The following is a 21,419-nucleotide window of genomic DNA, read 5'->3' on the forward strand; positions in this document are numbered from 1 at the left end:
GACTTAAATTGCTTAGTCTACAGGCCTGTACTGGCCTTGACTCAGTTCATTACGTCTCTAAGTTATGCGAAAATGATCCTCTGTGCTACTTAATTGACACTACTACCTCTTTGTGGAACCCCCTTAGGGGTAGCAGATTCTGATTTTTTTGTCGTTGTGAGTCTTATTGTAAATGGCCTCAATACATAAAAAGAGGCCAATAGGAATTTAAATTTGCCTTAGGAATTCTCCAAACTCTTTAACCTTTTTACATGAGGGAGCTAATCTAGATATGGAAAGATCGGTGTGGTTATATTGAGCTTTTGGTACTTGGCAAAGTGGCAGTGCTCTGGTATTGTCTAAAGCTATGGCGGAGTCAATTCGATTATGTATGTATTTTTTTATGACCATAAGCCACTCACATATAAAGTAATAAACATACTTGCCTCTAATCAATAGTTCTTCGTCTAAATTAGAGATAATATCGTGATAGGTTTTTTCATCGTTAGACATATTGTTGAGTCTGGATGTGATTTCAGGAATGTCATTTAATTTGAATGTCACGCTGTCTTTTTTAATTGCCTTGAATATTTGTGCGTTGCTTGGAAATTCCACGCTAAGGTTAAGAATTCTAGACATGTATAGTTGTATTGATATTTTTTTTATGCCTTCATGGAAATCTTTTTTAGCAGACTCATAAAATGTCATCAATCGGTCTATTAATTCCTTGTTTGCCTCGTCAAGTTTAAATGAAGATATCAAAAAATGTTTTATTACTCTGTTGTCAGATAATGGACTTTCAATAGCATAAAATGGAAGTGTGAATATATTTTTATTAGAATAACAAAATAATGAATAGTCTTGATCAACAAAAAAATAAGTGCCATCAAGAAATTCACTATTTTCAGAAGATAGTTCATCATACAGAGCTATGGACTGATCTTTACCAGAGCCCTTGATATGTGAAAAATCTTTATCGAATGCGCATAAATTCATTGCGTGATAATAAAAATCATAATCATCACTGCCTTCAAATATAAAAAGTGGTTTGTTTGGTGATTTATCCTTAATTAATTTTAAACGTAAGACGCATGGTTTTTTTATTGAATGCATCATCATTTCAAAGCGTGAACTGTTCATTTGTCAAAGTTCCTTAAATTCTTTTTAACATTTAAAGATTTAACGTTTTTCTTCAGTTCATTATTGAAAACAAAAGGAGAATGAGTAATGGCAAACATTTGTAAAACAGAAGGGCTATTCACTATATCTACAAGTACGTGTTCTTGCCATTCGATTGATAATGAAAGTTCAGGCTCATCTATAAGTACTATCTTTGCTTTTGTATCATCTAAGTACATATGTGCCATCAGAGATATAATTTGCTTTTCTCCGGATGATAAATCTTCCAAGCCTATGGGGTTATTGGTGTGTAAATCTTTTACAATCACCTGCAATGATTCAACGTCATAATCTAAAAACTTAGAATCATCAGAGAGTTGCAGGTATTTATTGCACATTGACACGAAAGATTCTATTTTCTCTTCAAGTTCTTTTGTAGAGTCTATAACCGGTTTTAATTTAGACAAAAAGTAGATTAAGTTGCCATTAGATGCTAATGCAGCTTTATCTTTCATTATGCGCGTTACTTCCCCGATTATTTTTTCATTTCCTTCTTTATCTTTGTTAACAACCCTACCTAAAAATCTTGAAAGCTCATCAATAGCAGGTATTCTATATCGAGTGCGTTTATCGTCTATTTTTCCAGTCATCATGTCTTCGATAATGTTTGCACTTAATGTTCTGTACCCTAGACTTGAACGACGTTCGATTGATTCACTAATGTCTTTAAGTTCTAATTCGACATCATAAAGACCAAACTCAATATGTGTACCGTTAGCAGAAGATGTGCGGATTTTTACAAGCTCTCCATCACGGAATTGCATTTTTTCATCTGACTCGATTGTATATTTATCTCTTAATGTCGCCTTTTCAATTCGCCTGTAGGTTGGAAGATATATTATGTCAAAATTACGCATTCTATTTTTTATTTCTTCAAGCGCTAAAGTTGACTTGTTTTTTTGATTTCCATTTCCTAGTTCATGATTTTGAAAGATATCAAGCTGCTGAGAGTAGTGATTGTTAAGAAGCCTTTTTATATTGGTTAATATATTATCAATCTCGGAGTATCCATATGGGGTTGAGTTATATATAAGGCGGTACCACTCCTTATTTCTTGATTCCCTTATTTCCCTTACGGATCTGCTCTTTATATCATGTAACAAATCATCAATTTGAGATGGTTTTAGGAATGACATCATTTTTAAAAATTGTGTAGGTAAGGGTGCAGTGGCTAGAAAATCAGAGAAATTCAGTTCAGATATATTTATTTCATAGCTTTTATCTTTGAAATCAATTTCTATTGAATCACACTTCAGCTTTCTTAACTCATCAGCATTACCTCTTAATACTGCATTTAATGAGTTTATAAGTGTTGTTTTTCCTGCCCCATTTTCTGCAATAATTATTGTTGCTTCATTATTAAAAACTAGCTCAATGTTTTTATAACCGTAAAGATTTTTCAGTGAGAAACGCTTTAATTCCATATAAATAGCCCTCGTTTTATTAATTGGCAAGCAGGTGTAGCTTCGCATAAAAATGCAAAAAAATGCACATTTTTTTTAAGCATTATATTCTGTTTAAACCCACTCTTGGGCGAGACCTGAGGCGACTCTATGCATGCACGAAAAATGAGAGGATTGCTGCGCGCAGGTGACGGGGGGCAAGCCCCCGCAAACGGGTCAGGGTAGGTAAGGCGGCAGAATACGCAATTTCACGGTTTCTGCGTCACGGTGAGCGGTCGTTTTGGTTGGCGGCATGCCCTTGTGCGGGGAAAAAGCAGCGACGCGCAGAGGGGCGCTGATGTGGGATTCTTTAAGCAGAAAAGATGAGGCCAGCAAAACGCTGGCCCGTTATAAATGGCTGATGTTGTTGAAAGAAACTGAATTTTCTGGCGGTTACTTGTCAGGGGTAAGCAACGCGTAAGGGTTAAAACGGATCACTTCTTCTCCGACCCACTCATTGACTACCTTCAGCGCCTCCATTACGGGCGTCAGCTCGTTGATAGCGTAGACCCGGGCGGCTTTCTCGATATCCCCAAATGATCCGTTTCCCTCTGGCATGGCGCCCATCAGCTGCGGCGGGATACGGTGCGCTGCGAGTATGTCGTCCCGGGTGGCGTTCTTAATGTTGATAAACTCATCTTTCGCCGTGATCTGCTGGAAGGGGAGGATTTGCACGCCGTCTTTGCCGCCGCCTGGCGCATGCAGCAGCAGGTTTTTAAATGCGCCTTTCCCACGCGCACCGGTCAACGTCTCTTTGACTGCCTTCATGCTTTTATCATCAACCTGTCCAGCGCCAATATAGACAATACATCCAGCATGCGATCCGTTGTCGTAGTATAACTTACGGAACATGTCAGCGGAGTGGGCCAGGCTGGTGGCCAGCAGTGCTGCCATATATTCCGGCATACCGTAGACCTCCTGATTAATATCAGGGTTCAGAACGTGACAAACCGTTCCTGATTTGAACGTGTGCTCTTCTTTCCAGCGCCGGATAAACCAGTATTGATCGAGATCTGTGCTCCCACGCCGGGTGTACTTCGCCAGAGAGTGTTTGAAGGGTAGCGGGCCGCCCAGGCGATTACGCGGCAATTCGAGATAGGCATTGCCAAACGTGAACCAGTCCAGCGCAAACGCGGAAAAGGTCTGGCGATTGAGCAGCTTGTGCGGGATAAAGCAGCCGGTGAGCACATTTCGTTTGAAATACAACGCCGACTCATGCCAGGCGCTCTGACGTGGAGCTTTAGCCAGCCCGTAAAAATCCACTGGCGTCTCATAGTATCGCCCGTTGTCCAGGCAATAGAGATTGTCCAGCAAATCGGCCATATCACGCACGGGATAAGGGCCATCAAAGCTGAACGCTGTCAACGCGGGATCGGCCTTCAGTGACTCCGCAATGTCAGAACCGGCGGTGCTGGCTATCGGCTTTTTACCGTATTTCTTTTTCACAGTTACCATCCCATTGCGAAACCACCGCCGCCACTTTCCTGGCCCAACGGTTCATTAATAATCGAAAGCATGGTTGCCCACGCCATATCACCATGGCTTACGCCGCGCGATCGGTCAGTTTCGTAAGTGATGAAACCGCCGGGCGTAACAACTTTGCGAACAGCGTTAAAGGCTCTGACCAGGCCCTGCTCGCTACGGTCATATTCCCAGCGGCCGGCGCGGATGACCTGCAACATTTAGAGGACAAGGGCGCGCTTGGAAGAGAGGCTCATCTGGTAGCAAATAGCCGCCGGGAACCAATTTTTAACAATCTGCCAGACCGCCTCCCCGACGCCTTGTCCGTCGATGGCGATGTGAGTGACGTTGTAGCGCTCGGCAGCCTCTTTGATGACCGCCGCCTGCTGCTCAAACTCCAGCCCTCGCAGTTGCTTCAATTCAACCGTGCGAAACCGGCCGCCAGCCACAAGGGGAGGGACAGCTACGGACAGAGCACCGGCATCACCATTGCCGCTGCCGCCGTTGGCGTCGTAGCCCAGCCACACCTCACGTTGGCCCATAGGGCGACTGGCGAACGGTTTCCAGTCGGGCCAGTCGTCATACCCGTCATGGCTTTCGCTGGATGGCGTGGAGAAGTACGTGCGTGTTAAGCCTTTGAGCGTTGCCATGGCGCCGGCAACTTTGCACAGGTTGATAAAGTTTCCTGTCCAGAAAAACTCATCAAATCGCAGGTGGCCGGTGTACGACTGCGCCGTCGCCGCCGACGTCCCGAGAAAATGCAGCTCCGCGCCGTTTGACAACGTGATTTGCTCACCGCCTTTAAGTTCGACGTCCACCTCTTCAGCCGCTTTACGGATGAAGTTGCGGGACTGGAGCGCCTGCTTGCGGGACGCCGACAGAAAAATTTGGTTGCGCTGATAGTCGTGCTTAACGTCCGTTCTCAGTGCGCCCAGTAATGCCTCGCGGGCAAAGTACCAGGTTGCCCCGATCTGCCGCGATTTGAGGATCATCCGGTTACGCTGATCGCGCTGTTCGTACCAGCCGCGCTGGTGCCATGCGAGAGAGTCGAGAATTTTTGAGCGCAATGCATCGATCTGCTCCTCGGAGAAGTGATTTTTCTTCTTGCGACGACTGGTTTTTTTAACGCCGGTGGAAGGCGTCCACAAACAAAGAGATAGATGTGACTAATGAATATGCCACATTGTGTATGTGGAAGCGTATGGCATAGAGGTGAACCTTACTTGTATTCATGCTTGCTACGGTAGCTTTTTAGATGTGGCTCCTGCAAGTTAGGTAACGGTATAAGCAAGGAGTTTATGGAATGATATTTCCGTATATGAATCATTCAATTTTCTCTGTTTGTAGTTTTTGTTTTTTTGCGTATTAGAAATTCACTGAGTGAAATAAATAGCGTTATTTTAGGTGGCGGGCTATATGCTGTAGCATCTCTGTCTTAGGAGGGAAGTATTAATTGACATGTTGCCACTTTTCAAAAGTGGCTTTGTTTTTCTGGTATGGCGGATACTAATTCACCCTCTTTTAAATTTCCATCTCAGTGCTAAGGCGGAAAGTGCTAAAAGTGAAATTGAAAACAGACTATTGATAACGCCAGTGAATATGGTTAGGATTGCTGGGGTTGAAGGTTTGGCTGATAAAAAATCATTATTTCTAAGAATTTCGAAAGGTAGGAATGTTTGTTTTAAAGTGATTATAAACGATTTGATGATTAAGTCCCAATCTATGGGGAGTGAAAAAGAAATTGTATTGGAGTTGATTGCCGAATAGATTAATGTAAAGATGGGGATTGATACTAAAAGTGTTAAGAGCGGTGTGCGATAATTGGTTCCATAGTCAGATAATAAAAAATAAAAATAACTTATGCTGAGATACTTTTTAATTTTACTTTGGTTGTTTAATAGGCTCTCTTTCTCGAGTGAAAAAAACATCCCTTCCAACTCTCTATTTCGTTGGGATTCCATGATAAACCTTAATGCCCTATAACACGATGCGTCATGATCTCCTTTTCTACTAAGGAAATGTTTTTGGTTTGGAAATTCACTTCCTTCAGGAATGTTGGCATCAAAAAACTGTGGTGGGACTTTGAATGTACTGTTTGTAAGTACTATTTCATGAATGATCTTCCTGTGCCGCACGCTAAACTTATTTAATGATGAATTAGTTATTGATATGTTGTATATTGAGTCATGGTGTGCACTATCGTCTTTTTCTTTTTTTATCGTTCCACAATCTAAGTCTTTTAAGGATGAGTCTGATATTTCAATATTTTCAATTGTGGCTCCAAATAAGTGAAAGTTAATTTTTCCAATCTGTGAGTTTGATATTCCCAGATGTTTTATTTTTAGGTGGTTATAAAAATTTACTGGCATCATTATAAAGCTATCATCTGTGTCGAAATTTTTACAGTTGCGTATATTAATAAATAAAGGGCTTTGAATTGATATTTTAAGCTCGGCCCGATTACTGAACTTACAATCGTCGAATGATAGATTGCTTGATTCATGTTCTGTTGAAGACTCCACGATAATTTCTCCTGTGAAGATCACTTTTGAGAAAAATGGAGGGTGAACGACTTTACATTCCAAATGATCTATTTGTGACTCTTCTATGTCAGGGCAAACGCTATCAGCATATCTATTGCTTTCGGGGTCGTTATTGTTGTCCGTTTGCTTTATGACTAAAACGCTACAATGTATTTTTTTTAATTTAACATTCCCTAAAAAAAACTGTTTATTACAATTTATAAACTTAAATGTTCTTCCTTTTTGCAGGCCAGATATAATGGTTGCCTTTTTAAAAAGACAGTCTTCAAATGATACAGAGCTTACGGCTAAAGGTATGTCAAAATTCAAGACTGAAATTGTTGATTTCTTTATTTCTAAAGAAATGTCATCCATGTCGGCAATGAATAATGTTAATGCATCAAGAACCTGTGGTGTTAAGTCGTAATCGATTAAAACTTTATTATCTGTAATTTTCACAATAACTAATCCTATGTTGAAGAAACAATAATGGAATAACTGGATGAAAAGATAACATGGAATCTAGCATAATTGTAAGTTCAAAGTCATCTATAAAATTAAACATTTTATAAGTAAGGTGGAGTAAGAAGTTATGATGTTATTGTTTTGTAACTCCCCCCTATAATAATAGTAATCTATAAATTGCATAAAGTCTGGTTCTAGTGTTATCTATAACTATTATGCTCTGAATCTATGTTATACCTAAAATCTACTACGTTACTAGCGCTGAGAACCGGCTAAAGCAAATAAACAAGTTTTAGCTCAACGTAGTAAACTACTACAGAATCGTATTCAACACCGTTTCTGCCCCATCCTTCAGCGTTGCCATAAGTTCACTCAGGGAGGAACTTTGCAACCGTTCCCGGATATCTTCATCAACCCGTTGCAACGAAAGTGTGAACTCAATTTTTTTCGCTTTGCCATAGCGATCAAACTCCTGATGCGTTTCCTGTAATCCCGTAATGACATACATCCCGTAGATTGAGCCGACGCCATCGATCAGCGGCCAGGCAAGCCCGGTGTATGCCATAGTTGAGACAGCGCCTAACGACAGATTTCCGCCGGTAATTTCGGGATACAGCAACCCGCCCAGCGTCAGCTGGTTCTCACCGGCACCAACGTACTGCCATTTTGCGCTACGACCAACACGGTCATTTTTGACGTGCCGCCAGTTACGGGACAGCTGCAATTGCTGATAGGGGAGTGTCCTGAGTTCAAATACAAAAAGTCCGAATACCATCATCATAGTTTTGTCTCCAATCAATCGCTATCCCGGAACGAACCCCGGGCAGCACGCTGTTATTTATCCATCTCTGTACGGACAGCCTCCCCGACAAGTCGAGCCAGCTCGCGCGGATTGTTGCTCTTGATGCCATGCAAATGGACGTGAATCTCACCAGAAAAACCATCTGCCGGCACCGCAGCTGCCGGGCGCTTGATTTCATTTCGGCGAACTGCCTGCCAGGCGGGTGCCTGCTTAATCAATGGCTCTCCGGCAGCAATAACCGGACGAGCACTAACAGGTTGCCGAACAAGCCGAGATTCCTGCCATTCACCACGCACAGCAAAGGCTGGAGGGAGATTTTTAAATACAATGTCACCCGGCCCGATACGTTTGCGCTTTTCCTCATCTAAAAGGCCTTTGGTGTTATCCGCGATTTGGCCCAGCCGTCGCTCTGTTCCAGAGTTAACCCCGAGCACCTTGGGCGGCGGTGCGCTGCCTTTGCTTACAGGCTTTTCAGTTGACCATTGCCATTCCCTTTTAACCATGCGCCCGGATTTTTCATCCCATTCCCACATAACCGGAATAGCCCTGAGTCTGGCCGCTTCCAGCCTGGCTCTTTCAATGCCATCGGGGATGAGATCGAGCTTCTCCAGTAACCAGCCGACGCCTTCCATTAACTTCTGAAGCGGCCAAAGCAGAACGCTAAGTGCGGTCCCCAGGACTTCGCCAAAAGTCTGCCCGGCGCTGGCGCATTTGTTTAGCGCCTCGCGACTCTCCTCAACGGGCGTTAATACTTTTTTAAACCAGTTCCAGACGTTTTTGACGCCATCCCCAATGACCCCGAAAACGGGCGCCAGCCGGGAAAATGCGTTATAAACTGGCGCTAACCCCTGGATGACGCCTGTAAAAAAACCGCTAAAGAAGGCCTTAATTGGTCCCCAGTATTTCCAGATCAGTACCCCAGCAGCTACAAACGCAGCACCCACTAAGCCGATTGGGCTCAATAGCATTGATAAGCCGCCACTCAGCGCCGCAATTCCGCCTTTCACAATGCCGAAGAGAGCAGGGATCCCGGTTAGCCGCAGTGCCAGCCCGCCAATGCTTTTTGACAGGGCGCCAATAGCAGTCACCGGAGAGGTAAAGGCGCCAAGTAACGCACCGCGCAGTGGTACCATCAATCTGGTTAATACGCCGAGGCGTCCGACCAGGCCGCTGAGTAAAGCACGCCATCCGCTAATTTTTACCAGTGAGCTACCGCCCGCAGCACTCAACATGCGGAACGCTGATACCGTACCTCCGATTCCGCTCCCGCCGGACAGCAGTGCAAACCCGAGCCTGAGCTTTGCAAGCGGCCCTAAAAGTAAACCAGCAGCTAATGACATCCCGCCAATTACAGCGGTCAGTGCCAGTGCAGTCCCGCCGGCGAATAACAACGTTTGTGAAAGTCTGGGGTTTTCTTCTATCCAGCTTTGAATAGTGCCAATAACCCGGCTAAGCCCCTGTGTCAGCCTGAGTAATGGGCCGTCTACTGTCTCAGCCACAGAAATTCGGAACGCCTCCCACGCGCTCTCCAGCTCCTTCAAATCGCCGCCCAGGTTGTCTTTCTTCTTGTTAGCGACGGCGAAGGCCTCCTGATTTTTATGTGCTTCTGCAATTTGTTCATAGAGTGACTGGAGGTAGCCATCACCTGCGCCGTTGACCAAAGACTGGAGGCTCGTAAAACCCTCTTCTCCGGCGATATCTTTGAAAAATGAAACCTGATCCACCTCGCCAAAGCGGGAAACGCGTTTTTGTAGATCGAGAAGAATATCGAACGGACGTCGCATCTTTCCGCTCGCGTCGGCAGTTTCCACTCCCAGCTCTTTGAGTGCCTTTTTGGCTGCCGTAGTGGGGGAGGCCAGGCGGGAGAGTGAGCGACGCATTGCCGTACCGGCCTCGCTACCGCGAATACCAACGCGCGCCAGCGTGCCGGTCATAGCTGCGGCTTCTTCCAGGCTTATCCCAAGTCCCGCGGCTACCGGCCCGACCACTTTCATTGTCTCGCCGAGGCTGCTAAGCGTGGTGTTTGTACGGGTAAATGTACCTGTCAGCACATCGCTGACGCGGTCCATTTCTCCGGCATCGAGGGAAAACTGAGAAAGAATGTTTGAGCCGATGTCTGCCGTTTCGCCCAGTTCCATGCTGCCTGCCAGCGCCATATTGAGCACGCCTGGCAGTGCGGCACGGATAGCATCTGGGGTAAAGCCCGCCATTGCCAGAAAGGCCTGGCCGCTGGCGGCGTCACGTGTGGTAAAGGCGGTTTCAGCACCGAGTTTTTTTGCCTGGGAACGCAGAGCGGCCAGTTGTGAATCACTTTTATCGAGCCGCGTCAGCGCCTGGACGTTTGACATTTCCTCATCAAAACCAACCGCAGGCGACAGGAAGCGTCCGGCGCCGTACCCGGCAGCGGTTGCTGTACCTAATGCTATGGCACCGCCAGAACGCAACTTCCCGGCCATCTGCTGTGCGCCCTCGTAACGTTTACGAGCCTGAGTGACCGCAGCAAGTTGCCGTTTTTCCCGTTCAAGGGATTGGTTATATTGTTCTGTGCGGCGTATAGCGTTACCGATGGTGGCGCTACTACCGGAAAGCATGACGCCATGCTGGCGCAGAGCTGATGCACTCTCACGGAGGCGGGCCACTTCCGTCACGCGTTTTGCGGTCAATCGATCAAGCCGCTCACCCAGTCGGGACATCAGTGTTTGCTGTTTTTCCGTCAGCGTCCCGTTTTTACGCTGCGCTTCTGACAAGCCATCAAAGCGGACACGGGCACGTGAGATGGAACGGTCGGTTTTGCCGACGGCCGCGGTCATTCGCTGAAAAGTGGCACTGCTCTTATCGAGCCCTTTCAGGGTGGATTGTGTTTTTCTGAGGGAGTCGGATAGGCCGCCCGCATTCTGGCGGGCAGCATTAACGGGGCGGGTAAATCTGTCGATCGCGCTGAAAGCAACGCGTATATCAAGACTCTTCATCACTGGCACCACTTCGAAGCGCCGCCCGCTTGCGCCAGGCTATCACCTCGCCAAGATCCATGCCGAAAACTTCAGAGGGCGGCCAGTTAAAAATAACGGCAATATCAGCAACCAGATCGTCTATCTGGTCAAACGCAACGGTGATTACTCGCTCTCCGTCTCCGCCACGTTCGACGCTCCAGGCTCCGGCGGATTCAAGAAAGGGACCAGAAGCTCTGCCAGGCCGATAAAGTCCAGAGTGTGCATTTCGTTGATTTCTTTTTGTGTCAGCGCAGGTGCGGTGACTCGCGTCAACAGCGTGGCAATTGAGTCTGCATCCATATTGGCAACGCGGATAAGATTCAGGCCGCGCAACGATCCGGCCTGACTGATGGCGCCGGTGATTTCCACCTGACCGATCTCACTGTCTTTACGAACTACTGGCTGCATCAGCGTGAACAGGTTTTTAGTTTTTTTAGCCATGTTAAAAATCTCCGGGCGGCATCTTTGCCACCCTCTGAAAGGTGATTAATTGCCCATGCCTAGGGCGGAAGTGATGCGGTCCGGGAACATGTTCTGACCGTTCTTTTTGTAGATGAAGTTCAGCAGGTCGATTTCGATAATGGGCTGATCATCAATGGAGAATTTGTAGTAGGTGGATTTAAAGGTGTAGCTTTCCTCCGTATCTTCCCCCTGTTTTGAATCTCCACCATCGAGTTCAGTAAATCGCCCGCGCAGCTCCACCTCGACAAGCTGGCTTTCGCCATCAGTGAAATATTCACCCGCAAAGCGCAGCCGCGTGCCGTCAATTTCTGCTCCGTATTCGAGAAACAGAGCCTTAATGACGCCGCCAAAAACAACGGTGGAATCCAGCGCGCCAGCCTCAAGGCCGAGATCAACCCCGACCGCACCCAGCATGCCACCGCCTTGATAGTCCTCTACCTTTCGTGACAGTTTGGGGCGAGTGAAAGAGGTCACTTTTCCCAGATAGTTGTCGCCGTTAACAAAGCAGCTAAAAAGCCGCAGTTTGTGAGGAATAGCCATTATTCACCCCCGAGCGACGCGAACGCCGGTTCGTAAAAATCATCAGTAAAGGTCTGGTATAGCGTCAGATCTTCAAGCGGCGGGACCGGGCTGTAGCTATAGCGCACAATCAGTTTTCCCTGGCGCAAATCCGTGGTGCCGTTGTCCAGCGTGTCATACCAGCAGTCAGCGCCGATAAGCTGACCGGCAGTGACTTTTTTGCTGAGAGCAGAGCGGATGCCGCTTACCACATCTTTCACGTTGGCCGGAGTGAGCGGGCTGTCAACAGAGGTAAATTGTGCCTCCGCGATACTGTCCGCCAGGATCTGTGCGGTACGGGTGAACACCTCGAAAGTGTAGGTTTCGGTGTCCGTGGTGCGGTTACCCCAGAAGCGGAAACCGTCACGCTTGATAAGCGTTGTGATTTCGTTGTTGTTAAGCTCGTTCGCGTCGCTGTCTTCTGCCTGTAATGCCCAGAAAACATCCTTCGAAATACCGAGAACGTTATTCACCACAACATTCGACAGCGATTTGTGCCAGCCCTGGCTGTTATCGATAGCGGCGCGCAGGCCGCAGGCGTAAGCCGGGGCAGGAAACGTTTCGTTATTATCCGTCAGGGGGTTGTAAGCGATAAAGTCCGGCCAGATCAGCATCAGCTCGCGGTAAGCGAAGGTTTTGCGATAAGCAATAGCCTCCGCCATGGTCGCGCAGCCGTTACAACCGGCATAAACAAAAGCCCGAAGATTCTGGGCAATCACGCAAAGCTGTGACGTTACCTCCTCGGTGTCGTAGTCCGGTACCGCCAGGATGCGCGGACGATAGCCGGTTTTGGCTTCCGCCGTCAGCAGGGCATACATTCCCGTATAGCTGTCGCCATCTGTTCCGCCAATAACGGCCTGGGACTGGTTGGCGCCGTTACCGGAAGCCTCTTTAACCCGGACAATCACAACGCGCGGGCTGCACTGATCGGAAATGGCTTTGAGGGCTTTGTAAAGTGACCCGGTTTTACCTGCCTTGCCGAGGACGTTACGTACCCGTGTCAGCAGAACCGGCGTATTGAGCGGGAAAGTTTCCGGATCGGCGTCATCAGCAACCGCAACAATACCGATCACGCTGGAATCAATGTCATTGATTGCCTGCTGTAGGTCGGTATTTTCGCGAGAGCGGACGCCGTGAAAACGAGTTTCAGACATAAGTTCACCATCATGTTGCTCTTTGAGTTCAGGGCAATATTCAACGTTAAGTCTGCTGGCGTCGCCTGGTTGCCGGTCTGCCCGTTCGCTGACAACAAAAAGGAATTCAGCCCCGCGCGCGGGCATGGAATCATCAGCAAAAAACGGGGGAGTTATGTCGATAGCAGACACGCTGACAACAACAGCCGAAGCGTATGTAGAAAAATTAAGTGAGGTCGTAAAGACACCGGATTTTAGTATCACGCTGGGTGGGGTCGTCCTGACTGAACTAGCCGACCGAATCACCTCGCTATCTGTTACAGATAACAACGGTTTTGATGCTGACCAGCTAACTCTGTCAGTAGATGACTCTGACGGAGTAACGGATTTACCCCCACGCGGTGCGGAGCTGGCGGTGTCCATCGGCTGGCTGGGTGAGGCGTTGATCTACAAAGGCCTCTACACCGTTGACGAGGTGGGGCATAGCGGGCCGCCGGATGTTATTGACATCACCGCACACAGCGCTGATTTTCGCGAAGAGATGAACGTCAGGCGGGAGGTGTCCTGGCATGATGTGACGGTAGAGCGGGTGGTATCGGCCATAGCCCGGCGTTATGACCTGATGCCGATGATTAGCGAGGCCCTGATCGACATTGAGATCGACCATGCGGATCAGACCGAAGAGAGCGACATGTCGTTTTTAACGCGCATGGCGGAGATGTTGGGGGGTATTGCCACCGTGAAAAATGGCTGTCTGCTGTTTATCCTGCCTGGGGGCAGCCTCAGTGCATCCGGTAGGGCGCTGCCATCGGCTGAGATCACCCGTGCCAGCGGAGATCGTCACAGGTTCCGCATTGCCGATCGTGATGCTTACACTGGTGTGCGGGCGTACTGGCTGGATCTTAATTTCGGTAAGAAAAAACCGGTCAAGGTCACTAAGCGAAAAACAAATACTGCCAGAAAAAAGGCTGAGGAGAAAAGCAGCCGCCCGGAAGGGGATTACATGGAGGGCGCTGAAGGTAACGTGTATGTTTTGCGTAAAACCTATCAGAACGAAACGGCGGCCAGGCGCGCAGCTGCGGCAAAATGGATACAGCTCCAGAAAGGCGCGGCACAGTTTTCGATAACCCTGGCGCGCGGCCGCGCCGATTTATACCCGGGTATGCATCTGACCGTGTCGGGCTTTAAGCCTGAAATCGATACTCAGGATTGGATCATTGCCAGAGCGGAACATGTGATCGGTGATAACGGATTTACCACGAAAATGGAGCTTGAGGCGAAAATAAGCGACTGGATTGCAGAAACTGAACAGTAGCGGCCATAATAGGCGTGAGTTCAACTCCCTATGGGAGATCATCATGTTTGTTTGTCCCTACTGCGGCGCAAACGCCCGCACCCGCACCAGCCGCCGGTTAAGCGAGTTCACCATCCGGCAATATCATCAATGCCAGAATCTTGAATGCAGCGAGTCATTCACGACACTTAACACCGTAGAGCGCAGAGTAACGAAGCGCTCAACCAGCGCAGATCCTTTGCCGCCAGGATTTATCCCCGGCGATGCTTTCCCGGCTTCTCATTACGGGAACAGTCAACTTAGTCTTGCAGTATAAAAATAGCCCCCTGGAAAGGGGGCTATTCTTGTCAATGTGGTCGATATGTGGACACTTTTGAAATAAATCCTTTTATTTCAATTTATTAAATCCCAAAAAAAAGCCCCGTCGGGGGCGACGGGGAAAAACTCATTGATTATGGAATGATCTGTTCTCTGGTCAGTTCGAGAACAAGGGTTAATCTACGGGGGAAAAGTGCAGGCAAGATGGAGAAAACGTGGAGATTCAGGCTAAAATCCCCGGGAATTGAAGAAAGGGAGAAAAGATGAAAAAGTTACTGGCTATTTTGCCCCTGGCGCTGGCCGGCTGCGCCCAGCCGCAGCCCACCGCGCCGACGAAAACCATCGGCATGGCCAATCCCGCGTCGGTCTACTGCCAGCAATCCGGCGGCACCCGGGTGCCGGTGCAAACGCCGCAGGGCGTCAGCACCCAGTGCAAGCTGCCCAGCGGCGAAACCCTCGATGAGTGGGCGCTATGGCGCCGGGACCATCCGGCTAAATCGTAACCGGCAGGGCCGCCAGCCAGGCGGCCAGCACCCGGGCATGATTCTGCTCGGTGTTCTTCGCGGCGTACAGCAGCGTCAGCGGCTGGCGCTGCGCCAGCGCCGCCAGCCGCAGGCCCGTTTCGCGATGTGCGTCGAGCTCCTGACGATAGCGCTGGCTGAAGTGGTCGAAATCGATCGCCTCGCCGTGAAAGGCTTTCCGCAGCTCAGCGGACGGCGTTAACTCTTTACACCACTCATCGCAGGCCAGCGCCTCTTTTTTAATCCCCCGCGGCCAGAGACGGTCGACCAGCACCCGATAGCCGTCGCTGCTTTCCTGTGGATCGTACACCCGTTTACATTGAATCATCATCCTGCTCCCTCTGTGCCATCCAGGCGAGCAACTGCGGGATCTGCCCGTCGGAAAATACCGTGATGCCGTGAGCGCGCAGCAGGTCGGCGGCCACGCCGGCGCCCGCTTTGCGCCGCCCGCGAAAGGAACCGTCATAGATAAACTGACTGCCGCAGGTGGGGCTGCCGTCGGTGAGTAATGCCGCCTGACATCCCGCTTCCCGGGCGGCGCTGAGCGCCAGCCAGGCGGCCAGCTGATAATGTCCCGTGACGTCGCGGCCGTCGCTTTCCACTATCCGCGCCCGTCCGGCAAGCACATCGCCGCCGGCGCCGCCGAGGATCTCCGCCGGCAGGCGGGGCGTCGGCAGACCGGCCGCCAGCTCCGGGCAGTGGATCACCAGACGATCCGCCTGCTGCCAGCGGGACAGGGTCGCCGCCAGCTGCGCTTTCTCGCTACCGTTATATCGCACCTGGAATCCCATCAGGCAGGCGCTGACCAAAAGCTTACTTTTCATCCTCTCTCCCTTTTGCGCTTGCTCCAGTATACCTCACCCACCGGCCACGGCGGTGGGGTGAAAATAAGGATTGTGTTCCGCGGAGGGGATCGCTATCCTGACGTGCCTTGTGCTGCTCGTCTCGTCCAGACATAAGGAACCTGCTATGAAAACCCCTTTACGCCTCGCCCTCGTCGGCGATTATCACCCCGATATTGTTGCCCATCAGGCCATTCCCCTGGCGATAGACGATGCTGCCGCCGTGCTGGAGCAGCCGGTGAAATATGACTGGCTCGCCACCCCGTCGATCGCCTCCGGCGACGCGCTGGCGGAGTACGATGCCGTCTGGGTCGTTCCCGGCAGCCCGTATCATCACCCGGAAGGCGCGTTTGCCGCTATCCGCTATGCCCGTGAAAACAGCATTCCTTTCCTCGGCACCTGCGGCGGCTTTCAGCATGCGGTGATTGAATACGCCCGTAACGTGCTCGGCTGGCAGGACGCGGGTCATGCGGAAACCGACAGTGAAGGGCGGATGGTGATCGCTCCCCTCAGCTGCTCGCTGGTGGAGACTTCTGCCGTCGTCGAGCTGCGGGCGAATACGCTGATTGCCCGCGCCTATGGTCGGGAGAGCATTGAAGAGGGCTACCACTGCCGCTACGGGGTGGATAGCGCGTTTGCCGCGGAGCTGGAGCAGGGCGATCTGCGCGTCACCGGCTGGGATGAAGAGGGCGAGATCCGCGCCGTCGAGCTGGTGACGCACCCGTTTTTTGTCGCCACCTTGTTTCAACATGAACGCCACGCGCTGGACGGGCGTCCTGCGCCGCTGGTGCAGGCGTTGCTGCGCGCCGCGGCACAATAACCCTACCGGCAGCGGGCGCTGCCGGTCATCTTCAGGGATGAATCTCCCGGTCGCGCCCGGCGAGGGCGCCGCAGAACGCCATCACCAGCGAAATCAGCGCCACCGCCAGCAGCGGAATATGCCAGTCGCCATTGGCATCGTGGATCCTGCCCATCAGCGGCGGTCCGCAGGCGGCCAGCAGATAGCCGACGCTCTGCGCCATCCCCGACAGCGCCGCGGCCTGGTGCGCCGAGCTGGCGCGCAGGCCGATAAACGTCAGGCCGAGGATCATCGTGGCCCCGGAGCCAAAGCCGAACAGCAGCGTCCAGCCGATGGCCAGCCCTGGCAGCAGCCACAGCCCGGCGGCGCTGATAGCGCACATCAGGGCGACCAGCACCGCGATCCCGCGCTGGTCGCGCAGCCGATGCAGGATCAGCGGTATCGCCAGGCCGGGCGCGGCGGTCGCCAGCTGCAGCAGGCCATGCAGCGAGCCGGCCTGCGCTTCGCTATAGCCCATACTCTGCAGAATCGACGGCAGCCAGCCGATAATCACGTAATAGACCAGCGAGTTGATGCCGAGAAACAGCGTCACCTGCCAGGCCAGCGCCGACCGCCAGATCCCCCGGTTATGCATGGCGCCTGAGCCGGTCAGCGGCGCCTCCGCTTGACGCCGGGACTGCGGCAGCCAGCTGACGAGCGCCAGCAGCGGGAAGATCATCAGCAGCAGCAGCGCCCCGCGCCAGCCGAATCCGGCCATCGCCACGGGGACCACCAGCGCCGAGCCAAGCGCCGCCGCGCCGCCCATCGTCAGGGAATAGGCGCCGGTCATCCGGGCGACATGCTGCGAGAAATCCCGTTTAATCAGCCCGGGCAGCAGCACGTTACCCAGCGCAATGCCGCAGCCGATCACCGCCGTGCCGATAAACAGCCATGCAGCGGAGGGCAGGGAGCGCAGGGCAATGCCGGCGCAGATCAGCAGCATCGCCAGCAGCAGGCTGCGCTCCATGCCGAACCGGCGGGCAACCCCAGCCGCCAGCGGCGAGACAAGGCCAAAGGCCAGCAGCGGCAGGGTGGTGAGCAGCCCGGTCTGCGCGGTGGTCAGGCCATAGTCGCTACGAATCGCGTCCAGCAGCGGCGCCGCGCCGGTAAAGACCACGCGCAGGGTGGTGGCGATGAGCAGGATACCGGCAATCAGCAGCGCGGGGCGGCGGCCGGTGGAGGAGATCACAGAAGACATATCATTCTCAAGGTAACTAACGAGGGGGGTTACGATAGCGACTTTGTCCCCTGTTTAAATCAAGCTAAAATGACAGATTATCGCTAATATCGGACAACATGATGATCGGACTGGGTCTGGATGGTTATGAACCGGACAGTGGCCACGAATCGGCTATTGCCTTTCGTATTCGGGTGGTGGAGGCGGAGCAGTATATTCCGGCGCATTCCCACCGTAAGGGGCAGCTGATCCTCGCCCTGCACGGCGCCTTGACCTGCGAGGTGGAGAACGCGATGTGGATGGTGCCGCCGCAGTATGCGGTGTGGGTCCCGGGGCAGCTTTCCCACAGTAACCGCGCCACCCCCGGCGCCCAGGTGTGCTTCCTGTTCATCGAGCCGGGCGCCGCGCCGATGCCGGACCGCTGCTGTACGTTAAAGATTTCCCCACTGGTGCGTGAGCTGATCCTCACCCTGGCGGAACGCGGCGGCGAGTCGCTGGCCGCCCCCGCCACGGCCCGGCTGGTGCAGGTGCTGTTTGATGAGCTGCCCCGGCAGCCGCAGGAGCACCTGCAGCTGCCGGTATCGAACCACCCGAAAATTCGTCAGATGGTGACGATGATGGCCGAGGATCCGGCGCGCTGGCAGACCCTGAGCCAGTGGGCGGCGGAGTTCGCGATGAGCGAGCGCAATCTGGCGCGGCTGGTGGTGCGTGAAACGGGGCTGAGCTTTCGCCGCTGGCGCCATCAGCTGCAGCTGATCCTTGCGCTGCAGCAGCTGATCCGCGGGCAGACGGTGCAGCAGACGGCCCAGGCGCTGGGCTACGATTCCACCACCGCCTTCATCACCATGTTTAAGAAAGGGCTCGGACAGACGCCGGGCCGCTATCACGGCAGCCTGGCTACGACTTCCCAATAAACAACGAGATGATCCCGGCGGCAATCAGCGGCCCGACCGGGACGCCGCGAAACAGGGCGACGCCGAGCACCGTACCGACCAGCAGTCCGGCCACCAGATGCGGCTGGGAGCCCATCAGCGAGACGCCGCGCCCGCCGAGCCACGAAACAAACACCCCGACCGCAATCGCCAGCAGTGATTTCCAGTTCATAAAGGAGTGGATCAGGGTCGACGGCGGCAGCGTGCCGCTGGCGATGGGCGCCATCACGCCGATAGTCAGAATGATGATCCCGACGGTCAGTCCCTGTTTCTCAATCCAGGGAAAGAAGGCGTTCAGCGGCGTGACGCGCACGATAATCAGCACGAGGATGGAGATCGCTACGGTGGTGTTATGGCTGATAAAGCCGAGCGCCGCCAGACCCAGCAGGATCAACAGGGTGGTATCAAACATGTACAGAGGTCCTTGCCAAAAAAAGAAAGCCAAAAAATATCCCGCTTACTCTACGCATTGTGGCGTGAATAAACAGGATTTTTGCGCCATGCGGCGGAAATCAGGGCCGATGCCCGGTTAGCTAAGACGGCGAAAGATCGCGATCTCCGGTCGGGCGATATGTAAATAGTCTTCGGTATCGAGAATGATCGACCGGTCCAGGCGCCCGGCGTTAAAGGCGATTTGTGGAAAGCGCTCAAACAGCAGCGGGTCGGCCAGCAGGCGCAGCGCCGGATGGAAGCTGAAGGGGGGAATGGCGCCGAACACGCAGGCGGTGAGCGCCTCCACTTCCGCCGGGCTGGCCAGCGAGGCTTTGCTGCCGCCGATATGCCGGGCCAGGCTGGCCAGATCGGCCTGCTGATCGGCGGCGAGGATCGCCAGCACATGCTGGTTGACGCCGTTTCCTTTTACTTTACAGACTAACGCTTTCGCGCCCTGGCCAAGCGCGGTGCCGCGGATCGCCGAGACGGCTTCGCACTGGCCGACCGCGTCGTGCGCCATCACCCGGTAGCGCGCCTGGTGTTCGTCGAGCAGCGCGCACAGCCGCTGGTGGATATTACCTTCTACTGCTTCAAGCATAGCGTCCTCCTGACATCATCAAGCAGCCAGCTTAGCGCTGTTGCGCCAGCCTGCCAACGGTGGGCCGGGAAATTCACCATTCGCTCATTATTGCTTCACAGTGCTGTGTTGCAATCCCGCAGGGCTGGATGAGTTTTGTAAATAAAAAAAAGAATGATTTTCATTTTCAATCGAACTTTTTTTATTTCGCTCAGTCTTTATCGGACGACACAGAATATTAATGATTGCCGTAATGAGGTTAGGATGATGCACGATGCGACCATGCAGGGTTCCCCACGCAAGAAGTTTAATAAAATAAGGGAGCTCAACAGACGGCGAAATTATTTTACTAAGAAAGTACGTAATGCCCTGCGGGTGGGAGTGGCGAAAGCGCTCTGGGATCGCCGACGCCGTCAGCCGGTGGATTTGTCGTCCGCGAAAACCGTCTTACTGATGCGCAATGAGGGGGCGGTCGGCGATGTGGTAGTGGATTCCGCGCTGGTGAAATGCCTGCATCAGTCAGGCTATATCGTTGATTTCCTGCTGACGACCTCTAATAGCCAGGTGATGCGTTATAACCCGCGGATCCGCCATATTTATGAAGCTGACCCGGTCACGTCCGCCGATTTTTTGCGAAAATTTAATCATAACGTTCCCCGCGACGTTATTAATGAACTGGCTAATAATAAGTACGATATTATTATTGACCCTTCGCTGTTCGATATTCCCGTGCATCGTCTACGGCTTTTCCGACAAATAAAAGCGAAATCGGTGCTCGGGTTTAATAAATGGCCGTCGATTAAGCACTACTCCCACTCATTTGATTTTGACTGCCAGCGCTGGCACGTGACGAAAACGTTCGAGTTGATCGCCGACTATCTCAAACTGGACACCTGCGGGCTGGATGCTTACGACCTGGCGATCCCCGGGCCGATTATGCAGGAGGTGGCGCAGTATCTGGCGTCGCTGAGCGGAAAAGCGGTAGTGATTAATATTTTTGCCGGCCATGCCGACCGGAGTCTCTCCCAGACGCAGCTGGCCGAACTCCTCGACAAACTGCTGGCTCGCCATCCGGGGATCGCGGTGATTCTGCTCGATCACCGGCGCGAGATCCGCATCCCGCTGCCGCCGGAGGTGGTGGTTAATCCATTTAACACGTTGCACCATGCGATGGCGCTGATTGCCCAGGCGGAGCTGATTATCTCCCCGGACACCTCGGTGGTGCACATGGCGGCGGCGTGGAACAAACCGCTGATCGCGGTCTACAAGGACGTTCTGCTCAACAACCGTCTGTGGGCGCCGGGCTATGACAACGCCAGGCAGGTTATCGTTAAATGCGGGAAGGTGCATCAGCATCGCGAGCTGGTGGATCGGATAATGGCGGCGCTGCCGGAGACGCTGTGAGGCGATGAGGGGAGGCTCACCTGCTGGCCGTATGCAAGAGCCAGCAGGTGAGCGAAGGTTGCATTGCCAGTCTGCAACCGCCGCTATTGTA

21 protein-coding genes and 2 pseudogenes are annotated in these 21,419 nt (G+C 51.9%); 6 read left to right on the forward strand and 17 right to left on the reverse strand.

Going from position 1 to position 21,419, the window contains the following annotated elements; genetic code table 11:
- Positions 1–207: 207 nt before the first annotated feature.
- The 11 genes and pseudogenes from QLG03_RS02850 to QLG03_RS02900 all read right to left on the reverse strand — a co-directional run bounded on the left by QLG03_RS02850 (position 208) and on the right by QLG03_RS02900 (position 13,014).
- The gene (locus tag QLG03_RS02850; protein ID WP_017898635.1) at positions 208–1,119 is read right to left on the reverse strand and encodes a DUF4435 domain-containing protein; all 912 of its coding nucleotides are present in this window, start codon (positions 1,117–1,119) and stop codon (positions 208–210) included.
- Positions 1,116–2,582, reverse strand: a complete 1,467-nt coding sequence (locus QLG03_RS02855; RefSeq protein ID WP_017898634.1) for an AAA family ATPase — start codon at positions 2,580–2,582, stop codon at positions 1,116–1,118. The genes QLG03_RS02850 and QLG03_RS02855 overlap by 4 nt, the downstream gene beginning before the upstream one ends.
- A 411-nt stretch (positions 2,583–2,993) precedes the next feature.
- Complete coding sequence (locus tag QLG03_RS02860; RefSeq protein ID WP_255987239.1) at positions 2,994–4,055, reverse strand: phage portal protein; 1,062 nt, start codon at positions 4,053–4,055, stop codon at positions 2,994–2,996.
- Positions 4,049–5,170 (reverse strand): annotated as a pseudogene (locus tag QLG03_RS02865) (terminase family protein); the annotation flags it as partial. The gene QLG03_RS02860 and the pseudogene QLG03_RS02865, both read right to left, overlap by 7 nt.
- A gap of 402 nt (positions 5,171–5,572) precedes the next feature.
- Positions 5,573–7,042, reverse strand: coding sequence for a hypothetical protein (locus QLG03_RS02870; protein WP_023289239.1), 1,470 nt, complete (start codon positions 7,040–7,042; stop codon positions 5,573–5,575).
- A gap of 319 nt (positions 7,043–7,361) precedes the next feature.
- Entirely contained in the window at positions 7,362–7,829 is a 468-nt protein-coding gene (locus tag QLG03_RS02875) for a phage tail protein (RefSeq protein ID WP_282473566.1), read from the reverse strand.
- A gap of 53 nt (positions 7,830–7,882) precedes the next feature.
- Entirely contained in the window at positions 7,883–10,819 is a 2,937-nt protein-coding gene (locus QLG03_RS02880; RefSeq protein WP_255987241.1) for a phage tail tape measure protein, read from the reverse strand.
- Positions 10,806–10,964, reverse strand: coding sequence for a GpE family phage tail protein (locus QLG03_RS02885; RefSeq protein ID WP_032440702.1), 159 nt, complete (start codon positions 10,962–10,964; stop codon positions 10,806–10,808). Before QLG03_RS02885 ends, QLG03_RS02880 begins: the two co-directional genes overlap by 14 nt.
- On the reverse strand, positions 10,964–11,281 hold the full coding sequence (locus QLG03_RS02890; protein ID WP_004131585.1) for a hypothetical protein: 318 nt from the start codon (positions 11,279–11,281) through the stop codon (positions 10,964–10,966). The genes QLG03_RS02885 and QLG03_RS02890 overlap by 1 nt, the downstream gene beginning before the upstream one ends.
- Positions 11,282–11,326: 45 nt before the next feature.
- Positions 11,327–11,842, reverse strand: a complete 516-nt coding sequence (locus QLG03_RS02895; protein WP_023287479.1) for a phage major tail tube protein — start codon at positions 11,840–11,842, stop codon at positions 11,327–11,329.
- The gene (locus tag QLG03_RS02900; protein WP_255987968.1) at positions 11,842–13,014 is read right to left on the reverse strand and encodes a phage tail sheath family protein; all 1,173 of its coding nucleotides are present in this window, start codon (positions 13,012–13,014) and stop codon (positions 11,842–11,844) included. The genes QLG03_RS02895 and QLG03_RS02900 overlap by 1 nt, the downstream gene beginning before the upstream one ends.
- Before the next feature lie 154 nt (positions 13,015–13,168).
- Between QLG03_RS02900 and QLG03_RS02905 the strand changes: the two genes are divergently transcribed.
- From QLG03_RS02905 to QLG03_RS02915, 3 genes are all read left to right on the forward strand, one after another.
- The gene (locus QLG03_RS02905; RefSeq protein WP_255987242.1) at positions 13,169–14,308 is read left to right on the forward strand and encodes a phage late control D family protein; all 1,140 of its coding nucleotides are present in this window, start codon (positions 13,169–13,171) and stop codon (positions 14,306–14,308) included.
- A 43-nt stretch (positions 14,309–14,351) separates the two neighbouring features.
- Positions 14,352–14,603 carry an ogr/Delta-like zinc finger family protein gene (locus QLG03_RS02910; protein ID WP_004213128.1) on the forward strand — a complete coding sequence of 84 codons (252 nt, stop codon included), beginning with the start codon at positions 14,352–14,354 and terminating at the stop codon, positions 14,601–14,603.
- A gap of 265 nt (positions 14,604–14,868) precedes the next feature.
- On the forward strand, positions 14,869–15,108 hold the full coding sequence (locus QLG03_RS02915; RefSeq protein WP_023289245.1) for a DUF333 domain-containing protein: 240 nt from the start codon (positions 14,869–14,871) through the stop codon (positions 15,106–15,108).
- Here the strand turns inward: QLG03_RS02915 and QLG03_RS02920 are convergent.
- Together QLG03_RS02920 and QLG03_RS02925 are read right to left on the reverse strand one after the other, a co-directional pair.
- The gene (locus tag QLG03_RS02920) at positions 15,098–15,436 is read right to left on the reverse strand and encodes a DUF488 family protein (protein WP_072096655.1); all 339 of its coding nucleotides are present in this window, start codon (positions 15,434–15,436) and stop codon (positions 15,098–15,100) included. The two genes, QLG03_RS02915 and QLG03_RS02920, sit on opposite strands and share 11 nt — an antisense overlap.
- Positions 15,437–15,440: 4 nt before the next feature.
- Positions 15,441–15,950, reverse strand: a complete 510-nt coding sequence (locus tag QLG03_RS02925; protein ID WP_023289247.1) for a DUF523 domain-containing protein — start codon at positions 15,948–15,950, stop codon at positions 15,441–15,443.
- A gap of 145 nt (positions 15,951–16,095) precedes the next feature.
- Here QLG03_RS02925 and QLG03_RS02930 point away from each other — a divergent pair, with 145 nt between their 5' ends.
- Positions 16,096–16,788, forward strand: a complete 693-nt coding sequence (locus QLG03_RS02930) for a CTP synthase (protein WP_023289248.1) — start codon at positions 16,096–16,098, stop codon at positions 16,786–16,788.
- A 31-nt stretch (positions 16,789–16,819) separates the two neighbouring features.
- On the opposite strand, the gene QLG03_RS02935 is transcribed toward QLG03_RS02930, so the two are convergent.
- On the reverse strand, positions 16,820–17,995 hold the full coding sequence (locus QLG03_RS02935) for a CynX/NimT family MFS transporter (RefSeq protein ID WP_162923960.1): 1,176 nt from the start codon (positions 17,993–17,995) through the stop codon (positions 16,820–16,822).
- 107 nt (positions 17,996–18,102) lie between these two features.
- Here QLG03_RS02935 and QLG03_RS02940 point away from each other — a divergent pair, with 107 nt between their 5' ends.
- Positions 18,103–18,897 carry a helix-turn-helix transcriptional regulator gene (locus tag QLG03_RS02940; protein WP_072096654.1) on the forward strand — a complete coding sequence of 265 codons (795 nt, stop codon included), beginning with the start codon at positions 18,103–18,105 and terminating at the stop codon, positions 18,895–18,897.
- On the opposite strand, the gene QLG03_RS02945 is transcribed toward QLG03_RS02940, so the two are convergent.
- The 3 genes and pseudogenes from QLG03_RS02945 to QLG03_RS02955 all read right to left on the reverse strand — a co-directional run bounded on the left by QLG03_RS02945 (position 18,881) and on the right by QLG03_RS02955 (position 20,197).
- Positions 18,881–19,327 carry a DUF441 domain-containing protein gene (locus QLG03_RS02945; RefSeq protein WP_004203746.1) on the reverse strand — a complete coding sequence of 149 codons (447 nt, stop codon included), beginning with the start codon at positions 19,325–19,327 and terminating at the stop codon, positions 18,881–18,883. The two genes, QLG03_RS02940 and QLG03_RS02945, sit on opposite strands and share 17 nt — an antisense overlap.
- A gap of 117 nt (positions 19,328–19,444) precedes the next feature.
- Complete coding sequence (locus QLG03_RS02950) at positions 19,445–19,945, reverse strand: YbaK/prolyl-tRNA synthetase associated domain-containing protein (protein WP_255987243.1); 501 nt, start codon at positions 19,943–19,945, stop codon at positions 19,445–19,447.
- Positions 19,946–20,040: 95 nt separating this feature from the next.
- Positions 20,041–20,197 (reverse strand): annotated as a pseudogene (locus QLG03_RS02955) (hypothetical protein).
- On the opposite strand from QLG03_RS02955, the gene QLG03_RS02960 reads away from it, so the two are divergent.
- Positions 20,192–21,328, forward strand: coding sequence for a glycosyltransferase family 9 protein (locus QLG03_RS02960; RefSeq protein WP_072096653.1), 1,137 nt, complete (start codon positions 20,192–20,194; stop codon positions 21,326–21,328). The pseudogene QLG03_RS02955 and the gene QLG03_RS02960 sit on opposite strands and share 6 nt — an antisense overlap.
- Positions 21,329–21,419 lie beyond the last annotated feature (91 nt).

It is taken from the genome of Klebsiella sp. V115_8, assembly GCF_029967715.1.
GTDB classification, from domain to species: Bacteria; Pseudomonadota; Gammaproteobacteria; order Enterobacterales; family Enterobacteriaceae; genus Klebsiella; species Klebsiella quasipneumoniae.

Excerpts from the sequence above, each read along its gene's own strand:
- QLG03_RS02850 (WP_017898635.1), bottom strand. The coding sequence starts at position 1,119 with ATGAACAGTTCACGCTTTGAAATGATGATGCATTCAATAAAAAAACCA.
- QLG03_RS02855 (WP_017898634.1), bottom strand. The coding sequence starts at position 2,582 with ATGGAATTAAAGCGTTTCTCACTGAAAAATCTTTACGGTTATAAAAAC.
- QLG03_RS02860 (WP_255987239.1), bottom strand. The coding sequence starts at position 4,055 with ATGGTAACTGTGAAAAAGAAATACGGTAAAAAGCCGATAGCCAGCACC.
- QLG03_RS02875 (WP_282473566.1), bottom strand. The coding sequence starts at position 7,829 with ATGATGATGGTATTCGGACTTTTTGTATTTGAACTCAGGACACTCCCC.
- QLG03_RS02880 (WP_255987241.1), bottom strand. The coding sequence starts at position 10,819 with ATGAAGAGTCTTGATATACGCGTTGCTTTCAGCGCGATCGACAGATTT.
- QLG03_RS02890 (WP_004131585.1), bottom strand. The coding sequence starts at position 11,281 with ATGGCTAAAAAAACTAAAAACCTGTTCACGCTGATGCAGCCAGTAGTT.
- QLG03_RS02895 (WP_023287479.1), bottom strand. The coding sequence starts at position 11,842 with ATGGCTATTCCTCACAAACTGCGGCTTTTTAGCTGCTTTGTTAACGGC.
- QLG03_RS02900 (WP_255987968.1), bottom strand. The coding sequence starts at position 13,014 with ATGTCTGAAACTCGTTTTCACGGCGTCCGCTCTCGCGAAAATACCGAC.
- QLG03_RS02905 (WP_255987242.1), top strand. The coding sequence starts at position 13,169 with ATGTCGATAGCAGACACGCTGACAACAACAGCCGAAGCGTATGTAGAA.
- QLG03_RS02910 (WP_004213128.1), top strand. The coding sequence starts at position 14,352 with ATGTTTGTTTGTCCCTACTGCGGCGCAAACGCCCGCACCCGCACCAGC.
- QLG03_RS02915 (WP_023289245.1), top strand. The coding sequence starts at position 14,869 with ATGAAAAAGTTACTGGCTATTTTGCCCCTGGCGCTGGCCGGCTGCGCC.
- QLG03_RS02925 (WP_023289247.1), bottom strand. The coding sequence starts at position 15,950 with ATGAAAAGTAAGCTTTTGGTCAGCGCCTGCCTGATGGGATTCCAGGTG.
- QLG03_RS02930 (WP_023289248.1), top strand. The coding sequence starts at position 16,096 with ATGAAAACCCCTTTACGCCTCGCCCTCGTCGGCGATTATCACCCCGAT.
- QLG03_RS02940 (WP_072096654.1), top strand. The coding sequence starts at position 18,103 with ATGATGATCGGACTGGGTCTGGATGGTTATGAACCGGACAGTGGCCAC.
- QLG03_RS02945 (WP_004203746.1), bottom strand. The coding sequence starts at position 19,327 with ATGTTTGATACCACCCTGTTGATCCTGCTGGGTCTGGCGGCGCTCGGC.
- QLG03_RS02950 (WP_255987243.1), bottom strand. The coding sequence starts at position 19,945 with ATGCTTGAAGCAGTAGAAGGTAATATCCACCAGCGGCTGTGCGCGCTG.
- QLG03_RS02960 (WP_072096653.1), top strand. The coding sequence starts at position 20,192 with ATGCACGATGCGACCATGCAGGGTTCCCCACGCAAGAAGTTTAATAAA.